Raw genomic sequence first — 23,451 nt, 5'->3', positions numbered from 1 at the left:
CATCGACTCCGATTTATTTTTACCTTAAAAAAAGCACTATCGTTCAATCTCGATATGATAAGTCAGAACAAACCTAGCCTTCAAGATTTCGAGCGATGTATGCCCCAACAGGAGTTTGAGGACAGCATTCATATTTCAGTTCAGAATCACTATATTTATTTTGCAAATCCTAAAGTTGCTTGTTCGACAATTAAAGCCACGTTGCAAAACCTTGAAGCTGAAACCGCTCAAATCAATTTACCGGAAACTCGAAAAATTCACGATAAAACGCAATCGTTGCTTTTATCTCCAAGGGATATTGGTTTCGATCGATTTTTAGCGATGCTAGAAGACGATCGCGTTTTTAAGTTTTGCTTCGTCCGCAACCCCTATACTCGATTATTATCGGGTTTCTTAGATAAAGTTAAACGACGTTGGTATCGAGCGAATTTTCAAGACAGTCTGGGATTGAGCTTCGATATCGATCGAGACGTTACGTTTTTAGAGTTCGTTCGTGAAATTGAACCAATGCCTGCCAGAGATATGAATAAGCACTGGCGAGTGCAAACTCAACAAGTTTTGTGGGATTGGGTTAAATACGATCGAGTGGCTAAGTTTGAAAATTTTAATGAAGAATTTAGGCTGATTCTCAAAAAAATATATCCACAAATTGCAGAAAATAAATATAACGATATCTTAGAGTATAAAATTAATCATGCAACCCATGCAAACTTAAAGCTGGAAAAATTTTATACTGGGGAAATTCAAGAAATCGCGCAGACAATTTATGCTGACGATTTTGCCAACTTTGGTTACGAACCGAAAGTTCTAACACCGTCACGTTCGAATCTAGATAAAACATCTATACTAGCGCAAAATACTATCAATATGAATCCAGATCGTCAATATATCGAATCTTTCTTAAACTATATGCCAAAACCGGCATTCGAGCGAACGATTAATATTTCTATCGAGAGTTCGTATATCTACTTCCAAGTCCCAAAAGTCGCTTGTTCCACGATTAAAGCAACCCTACAAAGTCTCGAAGCTAAACGTTCGGGAATCACCTTAACCGAAGACCGAAAAATTCATCATAAAGGACAATCACCACTTCTATCTCCATCTCACGTGGGACTTGAAAAATTTCGTCACATGCTTGACGATCCGAATATTTTCAAGTTTTGCTTAGTTCGCAACCCCTATACTCGCATTTTGTCAGCTTTTTTAGATAAGATGACCTGGAAAAGTCAGCAAAAAGAAGAAGTTGCTAAAGCCTTAAATTGCGATGTTTCTGACAAAATCACCTTCGAGCAATTTTTAGAATTTGTCAAAACTCAAAACCCGTACGAAATGAATCCCCATTGGCGACCTCAAACCCATCAATTATTTTGGGGAGTCGTGAATTATGACTTTGTGGGTCGATTTGAGGACTTCGCCGGAAACTTCAATCTGATATTAAAAAATATTTATGCCAACGAATCTGAAGAATTTAAAATTGAAAATCGGACAAATCATGCAACCAAAGCATCTAAAAAAATAGAAAAATTTTACAATACTAGAACTCAAGACTTAGTGCAAGAAATTTATCAAGCAGATTTTGAAAGTTTCAACTACTCTCTGGAATTACCTGACCTCACCTAAAGCGAAACTAGAATCAATAAAAATATGGTTGTTTCCAGAGATAAGCTTACCACGATTTTTAACCAGTTACCCGAACTGCAACTCGATCGCGCTATTCATATTTCTCGACAACACTCTTATATTTACATTCAAGTTCCCAAAGCCGCTTGCTCGACGATTAAAGCCAATTTATACCAAATCGAAGCACAGTCTCTAAATTTTCCTCTGAAGGAACAACGATATATTCATGATAAACGAAGTTCTCTATTACTTTCAGCCTCGGACATTGGATACGAAAAACTCTTCGATTTACTCGAGGATTCAAAGATTTTTAAATTTTGCTTGGTTCGAAACCCATATACTCGAGTTTTGTCTGCATTTTTAAATAAGATCTTATTGTATTCTAGAACTCGAAAAAAGTGTCTTACAGAACTAGAAGATCGGGAAACCGAATCACTCTCCTTTATCCAGTTTTTAAGACAAATTCGAGGTCAGTCTTCCTTAGAGATGAATCTACACTGGAGACCCCAAACCGATCTTCTCTTTTGGTCGCACATTGACTATCAATTTGTCGGTCATCTGGAAAACTTTAAGGGGGATTTTGAGGAAGTTATACAAAAAATTTTTTCCCAGGCAGCCACGGCGATACCCACAATTCTTATCCAGAAAAGAGCACCTCATGCGACCCATGCTAGCTCTCAATTAAGCCAATTCTATACACCCGAAGCGATCGACCTCGTTCGAGAAATTTATCGAGAAGACTTCCTCAACTTTAACTACTCTCTAGAGTTACCCGCAGATAAACCGAAAAAGACCGAAATCTCACCTTCTGAGTCTAAATTTATCCCACAGCAACCTGCTGAAATCTCCTGGGAAACACACCAAACCCAAGCCGATATTTTCTTAGAAATTGGCAAACTCAAATCGGCGCGTCGCTCTTACCTCAAAGCCATCGAACTGCAACCGGATATTGCCCAACTGCATCGGAGTTTGGCAACGGTATACGAGAAACTCGGACAGAAGGAACGCGCCATTGCCGCCTTACGTCGCACTACGGAACTGCAACCAGATTTTTGGGAAGCCGATCGCGATTTAGCACAACTGCTTGTCGCACAAAGTCAGTACTCTCAAGCGGTGGAGTCATACCGTCAAGCCATTCGCACAAACCCCGATTCAGCAGAACTGTATGTCGATTTAGGTCATGCTTTGAGATACCAGGGTCTGACTTCAGAAGCACTCGATTGCTACCATCGCGCCATCGAACTCGAACCCACCGCAAAACGCGCTTATACAGCGTTGCAATATACGCCAAATACCGAAAGTGTCGATCGAGCCATTGCCTTATATCGGCAAGTTCTGCAAACCAAACCTAGATATGCTCCCGTTTGGGAAAACTTAGCGGATGCTCTCACCAAACAGGGTAAGATTGACGAGGCGATCGATTGCTACCGCCAAAGTTGCTACTATTATCTGAAGCGATCGAACCTGAAAATAAAAAAGCGAGATTGGCTCGCCTCACCCCCAAGTCCACCTAATTTTCTCATCATCGGTGCGACCAAATGTGGCACGAGTTCTTTACACGCTTATCTCAAATCCCATCCTCAAATTCTCCTGTCGTTTAAAAAAGAATTACAGTTTTTTAGTCGTAACTTCGATCTGGGTTTAGATTGGTATCTGGCGCATTTCCCCCCGATATGCGATCGACCGGAATTTATCACCGGTGAAGCATCTCCCGGTTATTTTCACATCAACGATACCGATCGCCATTTATTTGAAAGCTTCCCAAATATGAAGCTCGTTCTTCTCCTGAGAAATCCCGTCGATCGTGCTTATTCCGAATACTATCAACATTGCAAAGTAGGTCGTACCCCGGAGGAAACCTTTGCAACGATCGTTCGCGACGAAATCCAAACAGTCGAACGCTCGTCCACCGCCGAACTTGAAGATTTAGTCGGATTTGCGATTACGAGTCTGTACACCTACAAAATCGAGCGATGGTTGCGCCTATTTCCTCGGGAACAATTCCTCATTATCCAAAGCGAAACCCTCTTTCGCCAGCCGTCTCAAGTGATGGCGCAGGTGTACGAGTTTTTAGGAGTTTCTAATATCGAGAGAGCATACTATCGAGCTTCTAATGCTGGCTCTTATCCTCCCATGGATGACGAAACCCGCCAAATCCTAACAGATTTCTTCCGACCCCACAACCAGAGACTCGAAGAAATTTTAGATCGGAAATTCGATTGGGATTAGGGTGATGAGATGTCCTGCTGCTTCTTCAACCCTTCAATTTATAATCGTACATCGAGCCGTTCCTGCTTGAAAGTTCCCCATTCCATTGAGTTTGTTTTAAAGTTTCCTTGCGTTCGGCTAACTTCTTGCACGCTTGCGTCAGTTGCGGCTTAACCTTCGGAAATATTGCTTGACTTTCCTAAAGTCGGTGCAAGCGGCACAAATCGAACTCGGCAGCAAGGCGAGCGCGCCAAGCCAAATCCGGCGTTTCTCCCTCGGGATGCCATGCTTTGCATTCTCATTCTTCGTAGACTGCCATCGCTTTGGGAAAGAAACCGTTGAAGAGCCTGGGACGATCGCGATCGAAGAATTCAGCCTTACATTAAAATGGCATTGTTGCAGGGTCTGTTAGCATCACATTGGCTTGATGTCGGCGATCGCGATCGCACACACCTTCAAAAAGATTGTCTATTCTCGAAGTATAGAAATCAATCGTTCATCTCTCAAAGCGAGAGACGGAAGTAAGGAGAGTTCTCCCGAAGGAACGCGCCTCAAATCCATCGTCACAACTTTTGATAGGAGGCGTTAACCATGCAACTCACATATCGCGGTACTCACTACCACTCCAACCCCCGCGTTACCCCAGGCAATCCTGCCGAAAGCGGCACCGAAATGGGTAAATATCGCGGCGTGAACGTACCCCTGCACCGTTCGATCGAAACCCGAGTGCTATCTCCCATCGACTTGAAGTACCGGGGAACGAGCTACCGTTAAAAGTCGCTAAAATTAGATTAAGCGTCAAGTGAGATTTATATCTCCTTGGTAATAAAACAGCCTCTCTGAGAAAAAGTCAGAGAGGTTTTCTTTTGGGGACGATCGCCTGAATCGAGCCTGTCACTCCAACAATGCCGAACTCGCAGGAGATCGGGGGGATTGACGACACATCAAAATTCTCTCGACAGTTCGATCGCGATCGCACTTCGATACCCGATCGATCGAGCTCGATCGATGCGAATCCATAATTGGTCGTGCGCGCGAGTGATATTCAATTTTTCTAAAATGAGCGATATCTTCAAATCAGTTCGTTCAAAGAGATAGGAGACTGATTCGGGAGAATTCGATCGAGTTGGGAAATTCTAAAATTTTATGGATAGAAATCCATTTCGTTGTACAGGCTCATGTATATAATTTATTAATTTTATACACATTAAGAATTAATACTTAATACTAAGTTTAGACAAAAACGTATATTTGATGATTATAAAATTTTGATTCCTGGTATTTAATTTTTAATCGAATTGTATTTATTGTATGGCTAAAGTTTATAGATTTCTACTTACTCACGCGCACGACGAATTGAAGCGAACCTTAAAAAACAAAATAAACCCGTAGAATGTGCTGAGAAACGAACATTTCAAGAAGCTATTGAGACGAAAAAACTCGTTTCATATATGACGTCCGAACCTCTGTTTAGAGAGTGCTGGGTTTTCAAATCAATTCAATAGTCTTTTATCTTAAAAGAGATCGAGAATCGATCGCACCTTGGTATTATCGATCGAGATGCCCCGCGCGAACGCCATCGGGCGGGCTGGTTTGTTATCTGTCTCGATTGAAAAATATCCCATATGTCCGATCTACCCACACCGGAGTCTACGTCCGAAACCTCCCCACCTATTTCCCAACCCCCAGAAGCCGAAGCAGATAGCAGCGCCAAAACCCGGCAACTCCTGGGGATGAAAGGGGCTGTCTCTGGGGAAACCAACGTCTGGAAAATTCGCTTGCAACTGATGAAGCCCATCACCTGGATTCCCCTGATTTGGGGTGTGGTGTGCGGTGCGGCTTCTTCAGGTCATTATGTTTGGAATTTCGAAAACGTGCTGATTGCCGCTGCCTGTATGCTGCTCTCAGGTCCGTTGATGACCGGGTATACCCAAACCCTAAATGACTTTTACGATCGCGAAATCGATGCGATTAACGAACCCTATCGCCCGATTCCCTCGGGGGCAATTTCCATCCCCCAAGTCGTTACCCAAATTTGGGTATTACTCATTGCCGGTCTCGCGATCGCCTACGGACTCGATCGATGGGCCGGTCACGATTTCCCCACCATCACCACGATCGCCGTTATCGGTTCGTTTCTCGCCTACATCTACTCCGCGCCACCCCTGAAGCTCAAACAAAACGGCTGGTTGGGGAACTACGCCCTGGGTGCGAGTTATATTACCTTACCCTGGTCGACGGGTCACGCCCTGTTTGGCGAACTCAATGCCACCATCGTCGTCCTTACCCTGTTCTACAGCCTCGCGGGTCTGGGAATTGCGATCGTCAACGATTTTAAAAGCGTTGAAGGCGATCGGCAGTTGGGCTTAAAATCCCTACCGGTGATGTTTGGTGTGACGACTGCTGCCTGGATTTGCGTTATCGCCATCGATGTTTTCCAAGTAGGGGTCGCGGGCTATCTCGTCAGCATCCACCAAAATCTATACGCGGCGATTCTAGTCTTGTTCGTAATTCCGCAAATCACGTTCCAAGATATGTACTTCTTGCGCGATCCTCTCAAAAACGATGTGAAATATCAAGCCAGCGCTCAGCCGTTTCTGGTCTTGGGAATGCTCGTCACCGGTTTGGCGATCGGTCATGCGGGAATGTAAGTTTTTGAATTCGGAGTTCGGAATTCGGAAAGGGGGGGAACGAATTCGGAATGCGGAATTCGGAAATGGGAGAATTGGGGGAAACGGAGGAAATGAGAGCAGGGGGCAACGGGAGCAAGATGCTCCCACTGTCGATTCTTCCTGTGCCCCCGAAGCCCCCGAAGCCTCCCCTGCCCCCCTGCCCAAAAAACTCTCCAGTCCAGATATGATATGCACGATCGGGTTAATTAGCGGTACGTCTGTCGATGGTATCGATGCGGCTTTGGTGGAAATTACCGGGACGCAGGAGGATTTGCACGTCCAACTGCTGGCGGGGGAAACCTATCCCTATCCGGCCGAGATGCGATCGCAAATTCTGCGGGTGTGTGCGGGGGAGGCGCTGTCGATGGAAGCCCTCACCCACCTCGATGATGCGATCGCCCGCGAATTTTCCCAGGCGGCGATTTCCATTCAAATCGATCGACCCGCCGCCGAACTGATCGGTTCCCACGGGCAAACAGTCTTCCACCGTCCCCCTTCACCTTCAAGCCTCGGTTACAGCCTCCAACTGGGGCGGGGAAGCACGATCTCTCACCTCACCGGACTCCCCACCATCAGTAATTTTCGGGCGGCGGATATTGCCGCTGGGGGGCAGGGTGCGCCGCTGGTTCCGCCGGTGGATGTCTGCCTATTTGCCCATCGAGATCGCCATACCTGCGTCCAAAATATTGGCGGCATCGGCAACCTCACCTATATTCCCCCCACATCAGACCCCTCCTTTCGCCAAAAGGTACTCGGTTGGGATACCGGCCCCGGCAATGCCCTCATTGATTTAGCGGTGGTACATCTGAGTAAGGGGGCGCAAACCTTCGATCGCAACGGAACCTGGGCAGCATCGGGAACCCCCTGTTTGGAACTCGTTCGAGAATGGTTAAAACACCCCTTTTTTGCCCAAAGTCCCCCCAAATCCACCGGACGGGAGATGTTCGGCAAGACCTTTTTTGAGGAATGTCTGCCCCAGATGGAAACGCGCAACCTGAGTGATGCGGATATTTTGGCGACCCTTACAGAACTAACCGTCACCACCATCGCCGAGAGTTACCGCCAGCTACCGCAAATGCCCGATCGGGTTTTGCTGTGCGGTGGCGGCGCGAAAAACCATTACATAAAAGGGCGATTGCAATTACACCTCGACTCAACCCAAGTCCTCACCATCGACGAAATGGGAATCAGTAGCGATTTTAAAGAAGCGATCGCCTTTGCCATCCTCGCCTATTGGCGCACCCTGGGCATTCCGGGAAATTTACCCTCCGTCACGGGGGCGATTTCTCCCGTCTTACTCGGCGAAATTGCCTCGGTAGCGGAGCGATCGCCCGGTGGCATAGAATATTAACTGTAGGTGTTGATTCGATCGACGTGAAGTTTGAAGGGAAATTTAGATTTCACTGGGCTTCAATCTTCGGCTCAAGCGCGGATAACGTTTATAGCATCACAGCAGATCGAAATACAAAAACTCTGGCTCGATCGATGCCCCAGATCGTCGAGCGCACCCATCCGTACACATAGGGAGACGCTGTGGCTCACACGTTTTTACTCGAAGCAGGTCGCTGGAATTTAGAAGGGCATTGGTTGGAACGCAGCGGCGAACTTGCGACTGTTAAAGGGCGTACCATTGTGGCGTGGAAAGACAACTGGTACAGCATGGTGACGAAATTAATCTTCCCCAACGAAGAACGAGAAGAGATTACATTTCAGTACCGGGGTCGTCTCGATGATGGCGAGCGTCGATATACCTTCGTGCTTCAGCACAGCGAACTGGGGAAAGTGGAAGGAGAAGGCTGGGTGACCCCAGGGGCGATCGTGCAACGATACTGGACCCTCAGCGACAAGCAACGCCGCAGCGGTTTTGAAACCCTCAATCGCCTCAGCGATACCAAGTACTGCCTCTCGAGTGGCATCATGACCGGTCATTCCCTCATTAGTGCCATGGATGCGGTTCTAGTATTGCAGTATATGTAGGGGGGGGCTTCGGGGGCTTTGGGGACTTTGGGCGCACGGGGAGCAGGGGAGGCTTTGGGAGAGTGGATGGACAATTAGACAATGGGTCAGTGGCAACGCTCTTCCCCCACACCCCACACCCCACACCCCATTCTCCAAATTTACTGTTGCGCTAAGGCTTTGAGGGCAAACTTGGGGAGAGCGAGCATTCGCCGCCAGCGCCAAGGTTCTTGATACAGTCGGTAAGCCCATTCCAGGTGCAGGTCGCCCAACCAAGCGGGGGCGCGGGTTTTAACGCCCGCCCAAATATCGAAACTGCCACCCACCCCGATCCACACGGAGTTGGGGCACAGGTGGCGGTGTTCGGCAATCCAAAATTCCTGTCGCGGAACGCCCAATCCCACGAGAATTATTGGCGGTTGCAACCGTTTGAGGGTGTCTTGAAGTTCGCTCTCCTCTTGGGCTGAGATATAACCATGTTGCACGCCGGATATTGCCACGCCGGGATAGCACTGTTGTAGATTGCGCGCCGCCGTGTGCGCCACGCCGGGTTTGCCACCATAGAAGAAAATTGAATCGGAAGTTTTGGCAGTGGAAGCGATCGCCCGTTCGGCCAGTTCGATTCCCGGACAGCGTTTCACTTTGCGACCTCGCAGCCGTAGGTAGAGTACCACGCCCGCACCGTCGGGAACGACCAATTGCGCGTTTTCGACGATTTGAGCTAAAGCGCGGTTTGTTTCTGCTTGCATGGTCATTTCCGCATTCAGGGTAACGACGTGACAACCCTGCTGCTGCCGGACGTAAGACATTAAGTGTTCGACATAATCTCCTACCAGGTCAACGGGAACTCCCAAAACCGACAATCGTTCTCCGATTTGAGACATTCATTTTCCTCCACACCAATTGACTTATCAAGATAACACCAATCGGCGATCGATGAATTTCTGATAATCACTAAAATTTATCTGACTTATAGCGCTTCGCGCTCCACTTTTTATCGAGCTTGAGAAACTGCTACCAGAATTCGTAGCAACTGCTCGACATTTTCCGGAACTCGATAGAGTTTAATCTCTTGGGTAATCCGCTTTGCCGTTCGTTTCAATATTCCGAAGCGCCAATCGTCTCCGGTGGTAACGGCACCGTAGAGATTTGGAGTTTCAACCTCTGTCCACAAATCCAAGGCCATTAATTCTGCGGCAAGCCGAACGAATCCATGGGTTAAGTCCGCTTGCTTTGCTTCGACGATAACGATCGAGTTTTCCGTTACCACCCGGTCGTCGATCGAACCTTAAAGCAACAAGCGATAAATCGCAGAACTTTGGCTGTTGGCGCAGCCTGCGCGCAGCGCATTGGCTGAATGCCGATCGCTGAGTGCTGACTGCTATAAAATGCGATCGTGACAATATACTTTTTTAAATTCGATGAACGATTTACTTGAAACCGTTTCCGCCTGGCCTCGATATCTCATTTCTGTAATTCTCGGTGTTTTCTATAACGCAGCAATGTGGCTCAAACCCCTGACAAAAAAGCCCGTCACTTTAGTGGCACTCGTGGGTTTAACCGTTTCGGGTTTCCTTTTCGTTACCTTTACCTTAAGAGCCATGCTGGGTCTGTCTCCGGTAAACTGATAAGCGCAAGAAGATTTGCCCATATCGTTTTTTAGGGGGCGAAATTATGGCTAATAATCGTCGAATCGAGCGAGTGGCTTCTCTGATTAAGCGGGAAGTCAGCCAAATGCTGCTGTACGGTGTGAAAGACGATCGCGTCGGGTCGGGGATGGTGAGCATCACCGATGTGGATGTTTCGGGAGATTTGCAACATGCGAAAATTTTCGTGAGCATTTACGGCACTCCCGAAGCTCGGACCCAAACTATGGCCGGATTGGCTTCGGCAACCGGTTACGTCCGCTCTCATCTGGCTCGTCGCGTGCGCCTGCGCCGCACGCCCGAGGTGGTGTTTCTCGAAGATCGATCGTTGGAACGGGGCGATCGAATGCTCGGTCTGCTCAACAGTCTGAGCGAAAATCGTCCGAGGGACCCCCTCGAACCGGTGGACGTTCCCGAACCACTCGCCGAACTTGAAGAGTAAACGGCGATCGAGAAGAAGAGTCGCGGAACGAACACCCAAAAATAGCAGCTCGATCGCCGATTTCCGTACTTTTCTTCTCGATAACCAACCCACGGGTCAGCCGTCACCCATTGAAATTGTAGATTTGGGTAGAGGGGAGATGGAGCGATCGGGTTATGGGGAGACTTGGGGAGGGTCAAATACCCAAAGCCAAATCTAATGGGAGTTTAGACGAATTTAATGGCTTAAACCGTTAAACCGTTATCCTGAAATGATTTGAGAGTTTCAATCTCGGAGGTGAAATGGCAACTCCGAAAAGCGTGCAAGATAACGATTGTGACCTTCTCAATCGAAATTGGGTCTAAACTCCAGGATTTAAATCTAAAATCTAAAATCTACTAAAATCTAAAATTCCAAATCTAAATGGTTGACACATCCCTCCGAGATATCGACACCCTATCCCTGGAACGGCAAGTTGCCCAGATGTTTGTCGTTCGCGCCTCGGGGTTCTTGTTCGACAGCCAAATTCGCTACCCCGCCTGGGAACCGCCCGCCGCCACCCTCCAACGCTGGATTGGCGATTTAGGAGTCGGTGGTGTCATCCTCGTGGATGGCAGCGCGCCGGAGTTGATGTTGCGCACCTCCGAACTCCAGGGTTGGGCTGAAATTCCCTTGCTGGTGTCGGCGGATATCGAAGAAGGGGTGGGACAGCGATTTGCCGGTGCGACTTGGTTCCCCCCACCCATGGCAATTGGAGATATTGCTCGCCACGATCGCCCCCTCGCGATCGACTATGCCGAAAAAATGGGTCGCTTCACCGCCTCCGAAGCCCTTGCCATCGGCATTAACTGGATACTCGCACCGGTGGTGGATGCCAACAACAATCCCGAAAATCCGGTGATTAACGTGCGCTCGTTCGGTCCCGATCCAGCCATCGTGTCAGAACTGGCAGCAGCCTTTATTCGCGGAACTCAGGAATATCGAGTTCTCAACACCGCCAAGCATTTTCCCGGTCACGGAGATACCAGCATCGATTCCCACCTGGAATTGCCGACATTGCCCCATTCTAGCGAGCGATTAGAGCAAATCGAACTCCCACCCTTCCACGGGGCGATCGCCGCTGGGGTGGATGGAATTATGAGCGCTCATCTATTGGTTTCGGCTTGGGATGCCGAACGCCCAGCCACCCTCTCCCCAGAAATTCTCACGGGACGACTGCGCCGGGAATTGGGGTTTGAAGGGTTAATTGTCACCGATGCCCTGGTGATGGGGGCGATCGCCAAACGCTACGACCCCAACGAAGCCCCAGTTCTGGCGGTAGAAGCGGGGGCGGATATCGTTTTGATGCCCGTCGATCCCGAGGGGGGGATTCGTGCCATTTGCGATGCGGTCAGGACCGGCAGGATTTCTCGCGATCGCATTCGTCAATCGGTCGCACGGATTTGGAAGGCAAAAGGAAAAGTGTTGGCCGCCTCGAACGAGGTGGAAAAATCAAATGTCTCCGAAGCGATCGCTCAACTGGCGACTCCGGCGGCCACGGAAACGGCTGCGGGCATCCTACGAGATTCTTTCCAATCGAGAGGCACCCTGCCTCTAAAATCTATCGCCTCAACGCCGAAAAAACCCCTGCGCAACCTCATTGTCATCGACGATCCCTTCCAATGTCCGTTTCTCGATCGCTCTGCCCCGGCGATCGCCATTCCCGAGAAGCTGGGTTACGAACTGCAATTGGTGGCTCGATCGACTCAGAGGCTTGAAGATTTGTATCAAATAGGTAAATTCAATCAAACTACCATATCAGCAAACGATAACAGTAATAAGTTTTGTTCGACATTGTTACAGGTCTTCGTGCGCGGTAACCCCTTCGGCACTAGTGCTGCCTTGACACGGCTGGCTCGCTCCTGGTTAGATAAGTTAGTAGAGACGCAAGAACTAAATGCTGTAGCGATTTACGGCAGTCCTTACGCTCTTGAAGAGTTCCGACCCCAGCTACCCCCACAACTGCCTTACGCTTTCTCTTACGGTCAGATGCCCCAAGCTCAGGAGAGTTTGCTCTCGACACTGCTTTCCCTCCCCGAATAACGCATCCAGAGATGAGTTCGCTCGGCTTGCAGGTTTCCGGACAAAATACGACGAGTTTAACCAATCTTTATAAATTGTTAATATAATCGAGGTATAACTACCTTAAAAGTCATAATTGTGCAGTATATATTGTTACAAGAGATGATTTTTGGCATCGAAAACATTGAGGCTCCCGATCGGAGCCACTATCGCAGTTGGCTCCCAACGAGTTCAAGTCTGGTCGCCAAATCTAACCAAATCACGTTTCAATTTTCCTTTCGGGGGTATTTATTATGACTGTGTCTGCCATTCAATATTCCATCAATACGATCCAAGATGAAGCTCGCCAACTCGTTCACCGAGGACTGGTTAGCCGACAGCAGCCGATTTATAACCTGTGTCAGTATATTCCCGCGCGCGAATGGGCAGTGGTCGAGCAAGAATTGGAAGCGCACGACTTTTTACTTCGCGATCGCATCGGCGATCTCATGGGGGTAGAAGCATGGGATAACGATTGATCGCTTTGATAAGATAACGAGCATTCAAGAGGGGGCGATCCATTTTTTGACCCTTGGGTTCAAAAAGCCAGATCGACCCCTTTGTCGTATCCGAGCGGGTGCCGTAACTGTAACTGCGCTCGATATCGTCCGGGGAAGCTGTCTCGGAGTGAGGCAGCCAGAACCTGACTCTAACTCGCATTCACCAGAACGGTGCCAACTCGGACCGCAATTTTTACCCCTGGAGGCGATCGCAGTATCTAGGGCAAATTAGGTCAGTCCTCTATCTTCGTGCCATAGAGGCAGAAGTCATCAAGAGAGAAACTTCTCCTCAAATCTCACGCTCGATACCCGACACACTCCCCAGATGACCCAAGCTCTTAGGATTCTTCCTGCTGCCGCAACTGCTCCAATTCCTTACGCAAGGTGACAATTTGCTCGGTTAGGGTCTCCAACTCCGTCTTCACCTCAGCATCACCCTCACGAACCACCGGATCGAAATCGGGAGAGGTTCCCATCGGACTTTGAAGATCGGGAGAAGTTCCCTTCTCGACGAGAGTATCGACGAAATTGCGGGCTTCTCGCTCCGTACTTTCCCCTTTTTCGGCCATTTTATTGGCAATTTGCTCCCAATCCAGCTTCAGGGTTTCGAGATTTTCTTCTCGCAAGCGAGAGTCTTGGAGACTTTCGATTAAGGATGCCGTCGCACCCACGCCTATACGAAATCCCGTTTGTATCGTTTGAACGAGGTTCTCTGAATTCATAGTTATTTCTTGTTAAAGATGGCGAGCGCCAGATGGCAGTACATATCGTATACAAAGTGTATGCTAACATCGACCGCTCGATTCAGAGACCGGCTATCGCGACCGCCGCATCGAGCCGGACACTCGTGAAGAGCAACTTCGGGGGCAAAGGGGGCTGGGGAGGAAGACTCGGGCAACATGACGAATTGTTCTTAATTACGCGGTGTGCAACTTTAGGCGCTCGAAAGGATGGTGAGCGAGCTGACTTCTCCCCCTTTTCCCCTTCCCCCGTGTTGTCAGGTTTGGGCTCATACAAGTTGCACATGGCGTTAATTGTTCTCACCAACATGGGGAGTGCGATCGCAATTCATCATCCATCGTTCCCCGATCTCCCTCGCGACATCCTAAATTACGTCAGTTCGGGTTAAGGATTGTCGAGAAGTGGTGCGGTGAGGTGGATTCAGGTCATGTGTGGAAAGGGCTGTATCCACATGGGAGAAAATTTGTCAACCCAGGCCGTTCGATGAGATTCCATTCACCCTACACCCCACACCCCACACCCCACACCCTACACCCCACACCCCATCCTCACCGGAAACTGTTATCCCGAACTGACGTTAAATTGATGCAGCCATGGCGACAGAGGGAGAAATCGATCGCTCGAAGGCTTCGACTGCTGCACCCACGCCATCTTCGGCTTGAATGCGATCGCCGAGTTCCCGCGCCCGGTGGCGCATACCCTCATCCGTCGTTGCTTCTTGAATCGCTGCGGCAAGGGCTTCGACTGTCAATTCCGATTGGGGAATCGGTTGCGGGCCAACTCCCAACTCCACCACTTTCCGACCCCAGAAGGGTTGGTCGGCAAAGAAGGGCGCAACGATCGATGGGACTCCAGAGCGCAATCCAGCAGCCGTCGTTCCCGCGCCGCCGTGGTGCACCACCGCCGCCATTTGAGGAAACAGCCAGTCGTGGGGAATCGAATCGATTTTAAAGACCGTTTCGGGCAACTCTCGATCGCCCAAACCCCCCCATCCGGTCAGCAAGATGCCGCGCCGTCCCGTTTTTGCCAAGGCGGCGAGGACCGTTTGCGTCAGCGCCTCCGGATCGCGTCCCTTCATGCTGCCGAACCCGAGGTATACTGGAGGTTCCCCCGATTTGAGAAAATTCAGCAAGTCCTGCGGGGGCTGCCAGTCTGCGGGGCGCGGTAGAAACCAGTAGCCTCTCATATGGATATTTTCGTGCCAATCTGCGGGTTTGGAGATCACGCTGGGACTGACACCGCACAATACCGTATTTTTATTTTTGTACTGCCGCCAAGACGGTCCCCACCAGGGAATCGGAGGCAAACCGAGGGTAGACTGTCGCCACTCGTTAACCTGGGGTCGAAAGGGCTGCCAGAACAATTGCTCGATCGCGAGATAGGTCAGCCGATTGTAGATCCCTCCGAGTCGAGATTCCGATGAAGTCATCAGGTTGGGAAACTTTGCCGTCCGCAAAATGGGTTGCAAAATCGCCAAATAGCAAGGGATACCCAACTTTTCAGCAATATGGTAGCCGCTAAAAGCTAGCGGTGCGTAGACAATGCCTTGTGCATCTCGGCAGGCTTCCCACGCATCGGCAAACTGACGTTCGTTCAAAGGACGGGCAATTTCGCCATAGAGGCGGAAAAAGTCAATGGGATTTCCCGACGACTCCAGCCAGGTTTGACCGAGTTCCCCATCGAGGACAGCACGGACATCTCCTTCGAGAGGAACAAAGTCTAAACCAAAATCGGTCACAAAATCTTTAAATCCTGGGGTGGCGGCAAACGTTATCTCGTGTCCGGCTTTTTTTAACCCCAAGGCAAGGGCGACATAGGGCTGAACGTCACCTCGCGACCCCAATGTCAAAACAGTAATTCGCATTTTTCTTTTCCTGATGACTCGCTTTTTTTGACGCTCGAAAGTGACAACAACTCGAACGAACAGCGCCAAGCCCCAGTATCTCTACCGGGGCTTTCATTTTAGATCGATTTGAAGTCGTCAGGTGTCAGGTTAGACCTGAGGGCTGAGGGTTTGAGGAGGTTATAGGGGTCTTAGTATCGCCAAGTCAATTGTTATTGAAAAGCGATAGTGGCGATTGAAAAACTCGATTAACTGCGAGTAATCAACTTGAGAAACTCATCATCGCTTAAATTTCCCTGTTCGACACCATCCAATTGAGCAAAAGAATTAATGCCATTGCCAATAAAAGTTCCGATGACAGGGAAGCTTTGGAAGGTTAAAGTGGCGGGGTTGAGGCCTTCAAAACTGACGCGATCGACCCCAACTTCAAAGTCGGAAATAAACACGTAACCCTCGCCAGAAACGACAAAGGTATCGTAGCCACTGCCACCGGTAGCAGTATTGAATCCAGCTCCGGCATTGAGATAATCGTCGCCGCTACCACCCAAAAGAGTATCCCAGTCATTTCCTCCATAAAGAATATCGTTGTTATCACCTCCAGTTAAAAAATCGTCTCCATCTTCACCATACAGACGATCGTCTCCAGAGCCACCATAGAGATCGTCGCTCTCATCTCCTCCAAATAGGCGATCTTGACCCTGACCACCAGAAAGATAGTCGTAGCCTCCATCACCATACAACCGATCGTCTCCAGACTCACCATAGATATAGTCGCTACCGCTACCTCCAAAAAGTTGGTCTTGACCGCTTCCACCATATAGATCGTCATGACCGGACTCTCCATACAATCGATCGTCTCCGGAGTTGCCATCGATATAATCGCCACCACTACCTCCGTGGATCGTATCTTGCCCGGAGCCACCTAAAAGATAGTCGTAGCCTCCATCACCATATAATAGATCGTCTCCATCATCGCCACGAATGTAATCATTACCGCCGAAGCCTTCAAGTGTGTCTTGACCGCCAAATCCTCGAATGACATCGCCAAAGTTTGTTCCGAGCAGACGATCGTTGTTAGATGTTCCCTGTAGATAAGCCATGTTTGATGACCTCCTTCTGGAGTCTGTATTTGATTGAGTTCTCATGGATAAAGCTCGCTCGAATTCGATCGATACTCCAAACAATAAACCCCGCACCAAAATATCGAACTTCAACGAATTTCAATATTGTGAAGGCAAAATTTAAGTGAATTGAGAGCGATCGAATCGAACTGAACGCTTTACCTTGATTTCGCAAGCCACACTTCTTTTTTTCGGATTCTGTAAAAAAAGATACAAAACGATACATCATTCCCGAAGATCGCCGACAAGACTCATGCCCGATCGTCTGCCAGACAAAGCCAGTAGACTATCATAGAAGCCGCAGTATCACCAGTGCGATCGCCATGAGTACCAAACAACCCCCAGGAATCGAAAGTTTCTCCTGGAGACAGAAACTTCAGTGGATTCGCCAACCCATGGACTTGCTCGAAACCCTAACCGAGGAATACGGGGACACGTTCTGTATGCCCGGAACGACGCAAAGAGCATCAACGCTCTTCACCAGCGATCCCCAAGGGATTCGAGAAATTTTTGCCACCGCTCCCAACTGCCTTGATTCTGGGAAGGCTGCAGGGGTGCACCTACCACTTCTGGGGCCCAACTCCCTGATTGCTCTGGATGGAGAACGTCACAAACGCCAGCGCAAGCTATTGATGCCGCCGTTTCACGGAGAACGGATGCGCGCTTACGGGGAGTTGATTCGCGAGATTACCCATCAAGTCACAGAAGAATGGGCGATCGGATCTTCATTTCCCATGCGAGAGGGGATGCAAGCCATTTCATTTCGAGTCATTTTAAAAGCGGTGTTCGGCATTGAAGACGGCCATCGGTACGATCGCCTCAAAACCGCTCTCATGAATCGTTTGAATCCCCGTCATCCCCTCGTCACCACCCTGATGCTGATGTTTCCCGTCCTGCAAAAAGACTGGGGGCCCTGGAGTCCCTGGGGGCGGATGATGGAACAACAGCGGCAAATCGACGAACTCCTCTACGCCGAAATTTCCGATCGCCGCGCCAACTTCGACTCTTCCCGAACGGATATCCTATCCTTGATGATGGCGGCGCGGGACGAAGATGGGGAAGTGATGAGCGATGAAGAACTCCGAGACGAACTCATTACCTTGCTCGTTGCCGGTCACGAAACCACGGCATCGGCTCTGGCGTGGGCGTTGTACTGGGTTCACCATCAGCCGGATGTGGGGGAAAAGTTGCGCCGGGAACTGGATGGGTTGGGCGAGAAGTCCGATCCCAATGGGCTAGATCCAAATGAGATTCTGAAGTTGCCCTATCTGAATGCGGTGGTGCAAGAAACTCTGCGGATGTATCCGGTGGTGATGTTTGCGCTGCCGCGATTGGTGAAAGCGCCAGTGCAAATTTTGGGTTACGATTTGGAACCGGGAACGGTGATTAGTCCGTGTATTTATCTGACGCACCACCGCCCGGATTTATATCCCAAACCCAAAGCATTCAAACCCGAACGCTTTCTCGAACGGCAGTTTTCATCGTGGGAATACCTGCCCTTTGGCGGCGGGAATCGGCGCTGCATCGGTTTGGCATTTGCCCTGTTCGAGATGAAGTTGGTGCTGGCGACGGTACTCTCGAACTGGGAGATGGAACTGGCAAGTCGTCAACCGGTGAAACCCGTGCGACGGGGATTGCTAATCGCACCGGAGAATGGGGTGCCGATGGTGGTGAAGGGGAAGCGTACTCAGCCGCAGCCGGTACTTGGGCGATCGTAACCCAAAGCCGTTAGATAGGGTTGGAGTCGCTCGCAGATTCGATCGGCGTTGCGATCGATTTCCGGCAACAATTGCACGGGACGGGGTTGAATGTTGCAGTCGATCGTCTCTGGGGGGGTTAAGCCCAGGAATTCGAGAATGTTGCCGATGGTGGCTTCGGGTTCCTGGCAAAGCTCCTCAAATTTGACGTTGATATAGTCGGTTTTGGATAAGGCGGAAATATTTTCTAAAAAGTAGTTCGTCGATTCGTAAGTATCTTTCAATACTTTTCGCAATCCCAAATCAAAAAACTGAGAATAATAAAATTCATAAAGATAGCGCAGCCAAGGCTTTTTCCAAATCTCTCGATACTGTTGGGAAATCAGAGCCGTGTAGTCATTCCATTCGGAGAGAAGGGTACGAGCGGCTTTGATTTTCGAGTTCATCATCTGAAGGGGGTGGCGATGAATGAAAATAAATTTAGCCTGGGGGAAAGCTTCTTTGACGTAGCGAAACTGGGGATAGTCCCAAGGGTTTTTTAGGAGTAATAATTTCTTTGGGTTGGAAATAAATTGAATTTTTTGACAGAGTTCTGTGAATAAAGGTAAGCTTTCTGAGGTTATCTGAGAGTCATAACCCGCATTTTTAAGAATAAAGCCGTACTCTTCGGGCAGATGCGGGGTTGCAGAAACGCGATCGATTCCTCGATCTCCTATACCTCGTTCTTGAAATAGATTCTCCAGTTCTCGAATTGCGCGCTCTTCCGTTTTATCGATCGAATTTGATAGAATTTCATGATAGTAGATAATATGATAGGCTTGAATATAGTTTAATTTTTGAGTTTGTGCTAAGGTCTGATAGAGTAATGTCGTGCCCGATCGATGATCGGCCATAATAAAAATTGGCGTAAATTGTATCGCTTCAATTTTAGATAAATAAGCAATATCTGGATTATTCTTCATTCGATCGCTCATCGCAACGTAATTGGATAAATCGGAAAGTTCTATCTAAATTTTTTGAGATAGAACGCGATCGTAGCATGAGTTGTTAAGAATGCGAATTGCTGTAATCCCGCAACGCCGCACAGCATCCTTGCCACCCGAACTATGCCTGCCACTCCACCCACCAAACGCAAAATTACTTTTCCCCTCACCCTCGATACCGCCTCACAGACAGCCTCTCCAATCGACTGCGAAGCCGCCTATCTGGAAATGGGGGAAGGCGTGCCGCTACTGATGCTGCACAGCTTTTTTGCGGAAGCTAGCGGATTTTTGCCGTTGATGGAACGCTTAAGTACGCGGTTTCGCTGTATTGGTTTGGATATGCTGGGATTTGGGGAATCATCGAAGCCCGAGATTCGCTACAGCGTGACGGCAGAAGTTCAGTTTGTGGCGGAATTTATCGATCGCCTCGACCTGGCACCGTGTTATATTTTGGGTCATTCCTTTGGCGGTTGGGTAGGCACAGCGTATACGTTACAATTTCCCGATCGCATTTCTGGACTCATCCTCGCCGCACCGGCTGGGATACGGGATGATTCCCTGCGCGATCGCAACACACCCTTGCAATTCCTCCTCAACCCCACCCCTCTAGTGGATTGGGGACTGAGTGCTGCAACTCCCATCGCCGGAGTTTTGGGACAACAGGAAGAACTGGCGAAAATCAAATGGTTTCGGCAACAACTGATGACGCAGCCTGCGGGACGTTCTTTCATCGCCGGGCGACTCAACGGCATCAAAGGTGCGGAAACTGTAGATACCCAAATTCATCAAATCACGCAACCCACTCTCGTTTTTGCCGGGGAACTCGACACCACCGTTCCCTTCCACCACTGCCAAACCTACGCCGACAAAATCCCGAATGCAGAACTGGTGGTGATTCCCGGTGCGGATCATAGTTTGCCGCAGAAGTACGCACCGCAGATGGCAGAGGCGATCGATCGGTTTTTGGGTTCGGATTGAAGTTACGAGAGATGCTTGACAAACTGGGCATTTGCTGGGGATGCCGATATGCTAACAAGCAAATATATTGCATGCACTACCAACCATGACTGAGCAGGAGTTACTTGAGGTTATTGAAAAGGCTATCAGGGAAGGTGCAACATCCCTAGACTTTAGCTGGAAACAACTGAGCCAACTCCCTCGTGAAATTGGTCAGCTCACAAATCTTCAAGTTCTATACCTCAGTAATAACCAACTGAGCCAACTCCCTCGTGAAATTGGTCAACTCACAAATCTCCAATCTCTCTACCTCAGTAATAACCAACTGAGACAACTCCCTCGTGAAATCGGTCAGCTCACAAATCTCCAATCCCTCGACCTTAGCAACAACCAACTGAGCCAACTCCCTCGTGAAATTGGTCAGCTCACAAATCTTCAAGTTCTATACCTCAGCAGCAATCGTCTGAAGCAACTCCCCCCAGAAATTGTTCAGCTCACAAGTCTCCAAGTTCTATACCTCGGCAGCAACAACCTAAAGCAACTTCCCCCAGAAATTGTTCAGCTCACCTATCTTCAATTTCTATACCTTGGCAACAACAACCTAAAGCAACTCCCCCCAGAAATTGTTCAGTTTACCCACCTCCGATCCTTCAATCTTGGTAGTAACCAGCTGAGCCAACTCCCTCGTGAAATTGGTCAACTCACAAATCTCCAATTTCTCGACCTTAGCAATAACCATCTAAAGCAACTCCCCCCGGAAATTGTTCAGCTCACCTATCTTCAATTCCTTGACCTCCGCATCAACCCACTGAGGCAATTCCCTCCGGAAATCCGGCAGTATCTTGACGATCCTGAGCAGGCAGCACAACAGATTCCGCGCTACTATCGCCAAATTTTAGAACAAAACATAGATCGCCTTTATGAAGCCAAGCTCTTAATTTTGGGAGAAGGAGGTGCAGGTAAGACCAGCCTTGCTAAAAAAATTGAAAACACTCATTATCAGTTAGTTTCAACCGAGCAGACAACAGAAGGGATTGACATCATTAAATTGAAATTCCGGCAGAAAAATGGTAAAGCGTTTCGGGTTAATATTTGGGACTTTGGCGGGCAGGAAATCTACCACACTACTCATCAATTTTTTCTTACTAAGCGCTCTCTCTATATCCTGGTTGCCGATAGCCGCAAAGAAGACACGGACTTTTTCTACTGGCTGAATATCGTTAAACTATTGAGTGGAAACAGCCCGATCCTCATCGTTAAAAATGAAAAACAAGATCGCCAGCGTGAAATCAACGAACGGCAACTCCGGGGCGAATTTCTCAATCTCAAAGAAACCCTAGCCACCAATCTGGCTACCAATCGCGGTCTATCGACAATTAAACGGGCAATTCAGCACTATATCTCAAGACTGCCTCACGTTGGTGCAGCACTCCCCAAAACCTGGGTTAAAGTTCGCCATGCTTTGGAAGACAATCCCTGCAATCATATCACTCTAGAAGAATATCTCAACCTTTGCCAAAAATACGGGTTTACCCGATATGAAGATAAACTCCAACTCAGCGGCTACTTACACGATCTCGGGGTTTGCCTCCACTTTCAAGAGGACGACCTCCTGCGCAAAACCGTCATCCTCAAACCCACCTGGGGAACCGATGCCGTTTACAAAGTTCTGGATAACAACCGAGTGATTCAAAACCTGGGCAAATTCGATCGAGAAGACCTCGCCGCCATCTGGCATGAAGAAAAATACGCAACGATGTGCCCGGAACTCTTGCGGCTGATGATGAACTTTAAACTCTGCTACGAAATTCCCAGCAGTCCCAATACCTACATCGCTCCTCAACTCCTCAGTCCCAATCAACCAGAATACGACTGGGATAAAACGGATAATCTACTCCTGCGCTATACCTACGAGTTCATGCCTAAAGGCATCCTCACTCGCTTCATCGTCGAAATGCATCACTGGATCGAACACCAAACCTGTGTGTGGAGAACCGGAGTTGTCCTTTGTAAAGAGGATAGTGACCAGAAGCAAAACGAAGATAGTAACGAGAGTTCAAATACTGCCCGTGCCGAAGTTATCGAACTTTACCACCGCAAAGAAATCCGCATCCGAGTCTCGGGGCATCGCCGACGGGATCTCCTCACTACCGTCCGCCACGAACTCGATAAAATTCATGCCAGTTACGATCGCCTCAAATGCAGCACCCTGGTTCCCTGTAATTGCACCACCTGCAACGGCAGCCAAACCCCCTACTTCTATCCCTTGCAGATTCTCCACAAATTTCGCGACGACGGTCAACGTCAGATCCAATGTCAAACCAGCTATGAAATGGTCAGCGTCCGAAACTTGATTGACGATATAACAGGAAGTGTTCCTTATCCAAATTCACCCATGTCAGAAACTGGTAAGTACCAATTTAGTGCCAAGAACGTTGTCATCAACGAAAAAGGTAAAGTTATCGTCGAACAGCATCAACAGGCTATTAATCCGATGATGCAAAAGTCTGTTGATGATATTACTAACATCCTAAAGAGGCTTGAGAATAAGTATCCTACCGTGACCGAGTTCGAAGCCAGAGACATGATCGAAGTGGAGTTTGAAGAAATCCGCACGAGCAAACCCGCCACGTGGAATATGCTCAAAAAGCAACTCTTCAATCCAGAACGTTGGAAGAATGGGGGAAAAACGGCATTCTTAAAAGCGATGGAGCATTTAGCTGAAGAAAGCGTATTTGGTAAAGCGGGGGTGGGTTTTGTGGAAGGCTTTAGCGAAGAAGAGTTGTCGTAAGTCGAATGGCACTGAATTAAGATTCAACAAATCGCTCAAAGCCTTGATATTCCCTAGCCTGGATTATTCACGACGCCGATCGTGAATGCCTAAAACCCCGAACAGTCAATGAATTCGGGAATTTTAGCTCGATCGCTCACTGTGGTGGAGATAAAATGGGTCTATTGATTGATACTGAAGGCTTTCAGCTATTTT

The 23,451-nt window shown here is 48.7% G+C and carries 19 protein-coding genes and 1 riboswitch; of the genes, 13 read left to right on the top strand and 6 right to left on the bottom strand.

Features of this window, described 5'->3' with window-relative positions; genetic code table 11:
* The first annotated feature begins 54 nt into the window (after positions 1-54).
* The 6 genes from AC2215_RS11955 (at position 55) to AC2215_RS11930 (ending at position 8,477) form a co-directional block, all read left to right on the top strand.
* Complete coding sequence (locus tag AC2215_RS11955; RefSeq protein WP_486810228.1) at positions 55-1,620, top strand: sulfotransferase family 2 domain-containing protein; 1,566 nt, start codon at positions 55-57, stop codon at positions 1,618-1,620.
* Between the two features lie 24 nt (positions 1,621-1,644).
* A complete protein-coding gene (locus tag AC2215_RS11950) occupies positions 1,645-3,849 on the top strand; it encodes a tetratricopeptide repeat protein (protein WP_486810227.1) in 2,205 nt (734 codons plus the stop codon).
* A gap of 470 nt (positions 3,850-4,319) precedes the next feature.
* A riboswitch (Glutamine riboswitch) is annotated at positions 4,320-4,379 on the top strand.
* A 40-nt stretch (positions 4,380-4,419) separates the two neighbouring features.
* Positions 4,420-4,602 carry a DUF4278 domain-containing protein gene (locus tag AC2215_RS11945; RefSeq protein ID WP_486810226.1) on the top strand — a complete coding sequence of 61 codons (183 nt, stop codon included), beginning with the start codon at positions 4,420-4,422 and terminating at the stop codon, positions 4,600-4,602.
* Between the two features lie 851 nt (positions 4,603-5,453).
* The gene (gene chlG / locus AC2215_RS11940) at positions 5,454-6,479 is read left to right on the top strand and encodes a chlorophyll synthase ChlG (protein WP_486810225.1); all 1,026 of its coding nucleotides are present in this window, start codon (positions 5,454-5,456) and stop codon (positions 6,477-6,479) included.
* Between the two features lie 205 nt (positions 6,480-6,684).
* Entirely contained in the window at positions 6,685-7,851 is a 1,167-nt protein-coding gene (locus tag AC2215_RS11935) for an anhydro-N-acetylmuramic acid kinase (protein ID WP_486810224.1), read from the top strand.
* 182 nt (positions 7,852-8,033) lie between these two features.
* Complete coding sequence (locus AC2215_RS11930) at positions 8,034-8,477, top strand: hypothetical protein (protein ID WP_486810223.1); 444 nt, start codon at positions 8,034-8,036, stop codon at positions 8,475-8,477.
* Between the two features lie 140 nt (positions 8,478-8,617).
* Here AC2215_RS11930 and AC2215_RS11925 read toward each other — a convergent pair whose 3' ends face one another.
* Together AC2215_RS11925 and AC2215_RS11920 are read right to left on the bottom strand one after the other, a co-directional pair.
* Complete coding sequence (locus AC2215_RS11925; protein WP_486810222.1) at positions 8,618-9,340, bottom strand: WecB/TagA/CpsF family glycosyltransferase; 723 nt, start codon at positions 9,338-9,340, stop codon at positions 8,618-8,620.
* Between the two features lie 110 nt (positions 9,341-9,450).
* Positions 9,451-9,726 (bottom strand): hypothetical protein, encoded by a 276-nt coding sequence (locus tag AC2215_RS11920; RefSeq protein ID WP_486810221.1) that lies wholly within the window; start codon positions 9,724-9,726, stop codon positions 9,451-9,453.
* A gap of 151 nt (positions 9,727-9,877) precedes the next feature.
* On the opposite strand from AC2215_RS11920, the gene AC2215_RS11915 reads away from it, so the two are divergent.
* From AC2215_RS11915 to AC2215_RS11900, 4 genes are all read left to right on the top strand, one after another.
* A complete protein-coding gene (locus AC2215_RS11915; protein ID WP_486810220.1) occupies positions 9,878-10,084 on the top strand; it encodes a DUF751 domain-containing protein in 207 nt (68 codons plus the stop codon).
* Positions 10,085-10,130: 46 nt separating this feature from the next.
* Positions 10,131-10,544, top strand: coding sequence for a 30S ribosome-binding factor RbfA (gene rbfA / locus AC2215_RS11910; RefSeq protein WP_486810219.1), 414 nt, complete (start codon positions 10,131-10,133; stop codon positions 10,542-10,544).
* Positions 10,545-10,946: 402 nt separating this feature from the next.
* Positions 10,947-12,605: a glycoside hydrolase family 3 N-terminal domain-containing protein gene (locus AC2215_RS11905; RefSeq protein WP_486810218.1), complete on the top strand. Its 1,659-nt coding sequence runs from the start codon at positions 10,947-10,949 to the stop codon at positions 12,603-12,605.
* Between the two features lie 272 nt (positions 12,606-12,877).
* The gene (locus tag AC2215_RS11900; protein ID WP_486810217.1) at positions 12,878-13,102 is read left to right on the top strand and encodes a DUF4327 family protein; all 225 of its coding nucleotides are present in this window, start codon (positions 12,878-12,880) and stop codon (positions 13,100-13,102) included.
* A gap of 359 nt (positions 13,103-13,461) precedes the next feature.
* Here the strand turns inward: AC2215_RS11900 and AC2215_RS11895 are convergent, their stop codons facing one another.
* The 3 genes from AC2215_RS11895 to AC2215_RS11885 form a co-directional block, all read right to left on the bottom strand.
* On the bottom strand, positions 13,462-13,845 hold the full coding sequence (locus AC2215_RS11895; RefSeq protein WP_486810216.1) for a hypothetical protein: 384 nt from the start codon (positions 13,843-13,845) through the stop codon (positions 13,462-13,464).
* Positions 13,846-14,441: 596 nt separating this feature from the next.
* Positions 14,442-15,728 carry a glycosyltransferase gene (locus AC2215_RS11890; RefSeq protein ID WP_486810215.1) on the bottom strand — a complete coding sequence of 429 codons (1,287 nt, stop codon included), beginning with the start codon at positions 15,726-15,728 and terminating at the stop codon, positions 14,442-14,444.
* 227 nt (positions 15,729-15,955) lie between these two features.
* Positions 15,956-16,807: a calcium-binding protein gene (locus AC2215_RS11885; protein WP_486810214.1), complete on the bottom strand. Its 852-nt coding sequence runs from the start codon at positions 16,805-16,807 to the stop codon at positions 15,956-15,958.
* Positions 16,808-17,151: 344 nt separating this feature from the next.
* On the opposite strand from AC2215_RS11885, the gene AC2215_RS11880 reads away from it, so the two are divergent.
* The gene (locus tag AC2215_RS11880) at positions 17,152-18,546 is read left to right on the top strand and encodes a cytochrome P450 (RefSeq protein ID WP_486810213.1); all 1,395 of its coding nucleotides are present in this window, start codon (positions 17,152-17,154) and stop codon (positions 18,544-18,546) included.
* Here AC2215_RS11880 and AC2215_RS11875 read toward each other — a convergent pair.
* Positions 18,516-19,487 (bottom strand): sulfotransferase family protein, encoded by a 972-nt coding sequence (locus AC2215_RS11875; protein ID WP_486810212.1) that lies wholly within the window; start codon positions 19,485-19,487, stop codon positions 18,516-18,518. The two genes, AC2215_RS11880 and AC2215_RS11875, sit on opposite strands and share 31 nt — an antisense overlap.
* Before the next feature lie 144 nt (positions 19,488-19,631).
* Here AC2215_RS11875 and AC2215_RS11870 point away from each other — a divergent pair, with 144 nt between their 5' ends.
* Both AC2215_RS11870 and AC2215_RS11865 read left to right on the top strand, forming a co-directional pair.
* Positions 19,632-20,486: an alpha/beta fold hydrolase gene (locus AC2215_RS11870; protein ID WP_486810211.1), complete on the top strand. Its 855-nt coding sequence runs from the start codon at positions 19,632-19,634 to the stop codon at positions 20,484-20,486.
* Positions 20,487-20,571: 85 nt separating this feature from the next.
* Positions 20,572-23,256, top strand: a complete 2,685-nt coding sequence (locus tag AC2215_RS11865) for a COR domain-containing protein (protein WP_486810210.1) — start codon at positions 20,572-20,574, stop codon at positions 23,254-23,256.
* Positions 23,257-23,451: the final 195 nt, after the last annotated feature.

The sequence above is a fragment of the Zarconia sp. genome (assembly GCF_057467645.1).
Note: the sequence above shows the minus strand (reverse complement) of the source record. Positions and strands in the feature narration are given on the sequence as shown.

Bases quoted from the DNA above. Each gene is read 5' to 3' on its own strand.
- chlG (WP_486810225.1), top strand. From the start codon at position 5,454: ATGTCCGATCTACCCACACCGGAGTCTACGTCCGAAACCTCCCCACCT.
- AC2215_RS11935 (WP_486810224.1), top strand. From the start codon at position 6,685: ATGATATGCACGATCGGGTTAATTAGCGGTACGTCTGTCGATGGTATC.
- AC2215_RS11905 (WP_486810218.1), top strand. From the start codon at position 10,947: ATGGTTGACACATCCCTCCGAGATATCGACACCCTATCCCTGGAACGG.
- AC2215_RS11880 (WP_486810213.1), top strand. From the start codon at position 17,152: ATGAGTACCAAACAACCCCCAGGAATCGAAAGTTTCTCCTGGAGACAG.
- AC2215_RS11955 (WP_486810228.1), top strand. From the start codon at position 55: ATGATAAGTCAGAACAAACCTAGCCTTCAAGATTTCGAGCGATGTATG.
- AC2215_RS11865 (WP_486810210.1), top strand. From the start codon at position 20,572: ATGACTGAGCAGGAGTTACTTGAGGTTATTGAAAAGGCTATCAGGGAA.
- AC2215_RS11945 (WP_486810226.1), top strand. From the start codon at position 4,420: ATGCAACTCACATATCGCGGTACTCACTACCACTCCAACCCCCGCGTT.
- AC2215_RS11885 (WP_486810214.1), bottom strand. From the start codon at position 16,807: ATGGCTTATCTACAGGGAACATCTAACAACGATCGTCTGCTCGGAACA.
- AC2215_RS11900 (WP_486810217.1), top strand. From the start codon at position 12,878: ATGACTGTGTCTGCCATTCAATATTCCATCAATACGATCCAAGATGAA.
- AC2215_RS11890 (WP_486810215.1), bottom strand. From the start codon at position 15,728: ATGCGAATTACTGTTTTGACATTGGGGTCGCGAGGTGACGTTCAGCCC.
- AC2215_RS11950 (WP_486810227.1), top strand. From the start codon at position 1,645: ATGGTTGTTTCCAGAGATAAGCTTACCACGATTTTTAACCAGTTACCC.
- AC2215_RS11925 (WP_486810222.1), bottom strand. From the start codon at position 9,340: ATGTCTCAAATCGGAGAACGATTGTCGGTTTTGGGAGTTCCCGTTGAC.
- rbfA (WP_486810219.1), top strand. From the start codon at position 10,131: ATGGCTAATAATCGTCGAATCGAGCGAGTGGCTTCTCTGATTAAGCGG.
- AC2215_RS11870 (WP_486810211.1), top strand. From the start codon at position 19,632: ATGCCTGCCACTCCACCCACCAAACGCAAAATTACTTTTCCCCTCACC.
- AC2215_RS11915 (WP_486810220.1), top strand. From the start codon at position 9,878: ATGAACGATTTACTTGAAACCGTTTCCGCCTGGCCTCGATATCTCATT.
- AC2215_RS11875 (WP_486810212.1), bottom strand. From the start codon at position 19,487: ATGAAGAATAATCCAGATATTGCTTATTTATCTAAAATTGAAGCGATA.
- AC2215_RS11895 (WP_486810216.1), bottom strand. From the start codon at position 13,845: ATGAATTCAGAGAACCTCGTTCAAACGATACAAACGGGATTTCGTATA.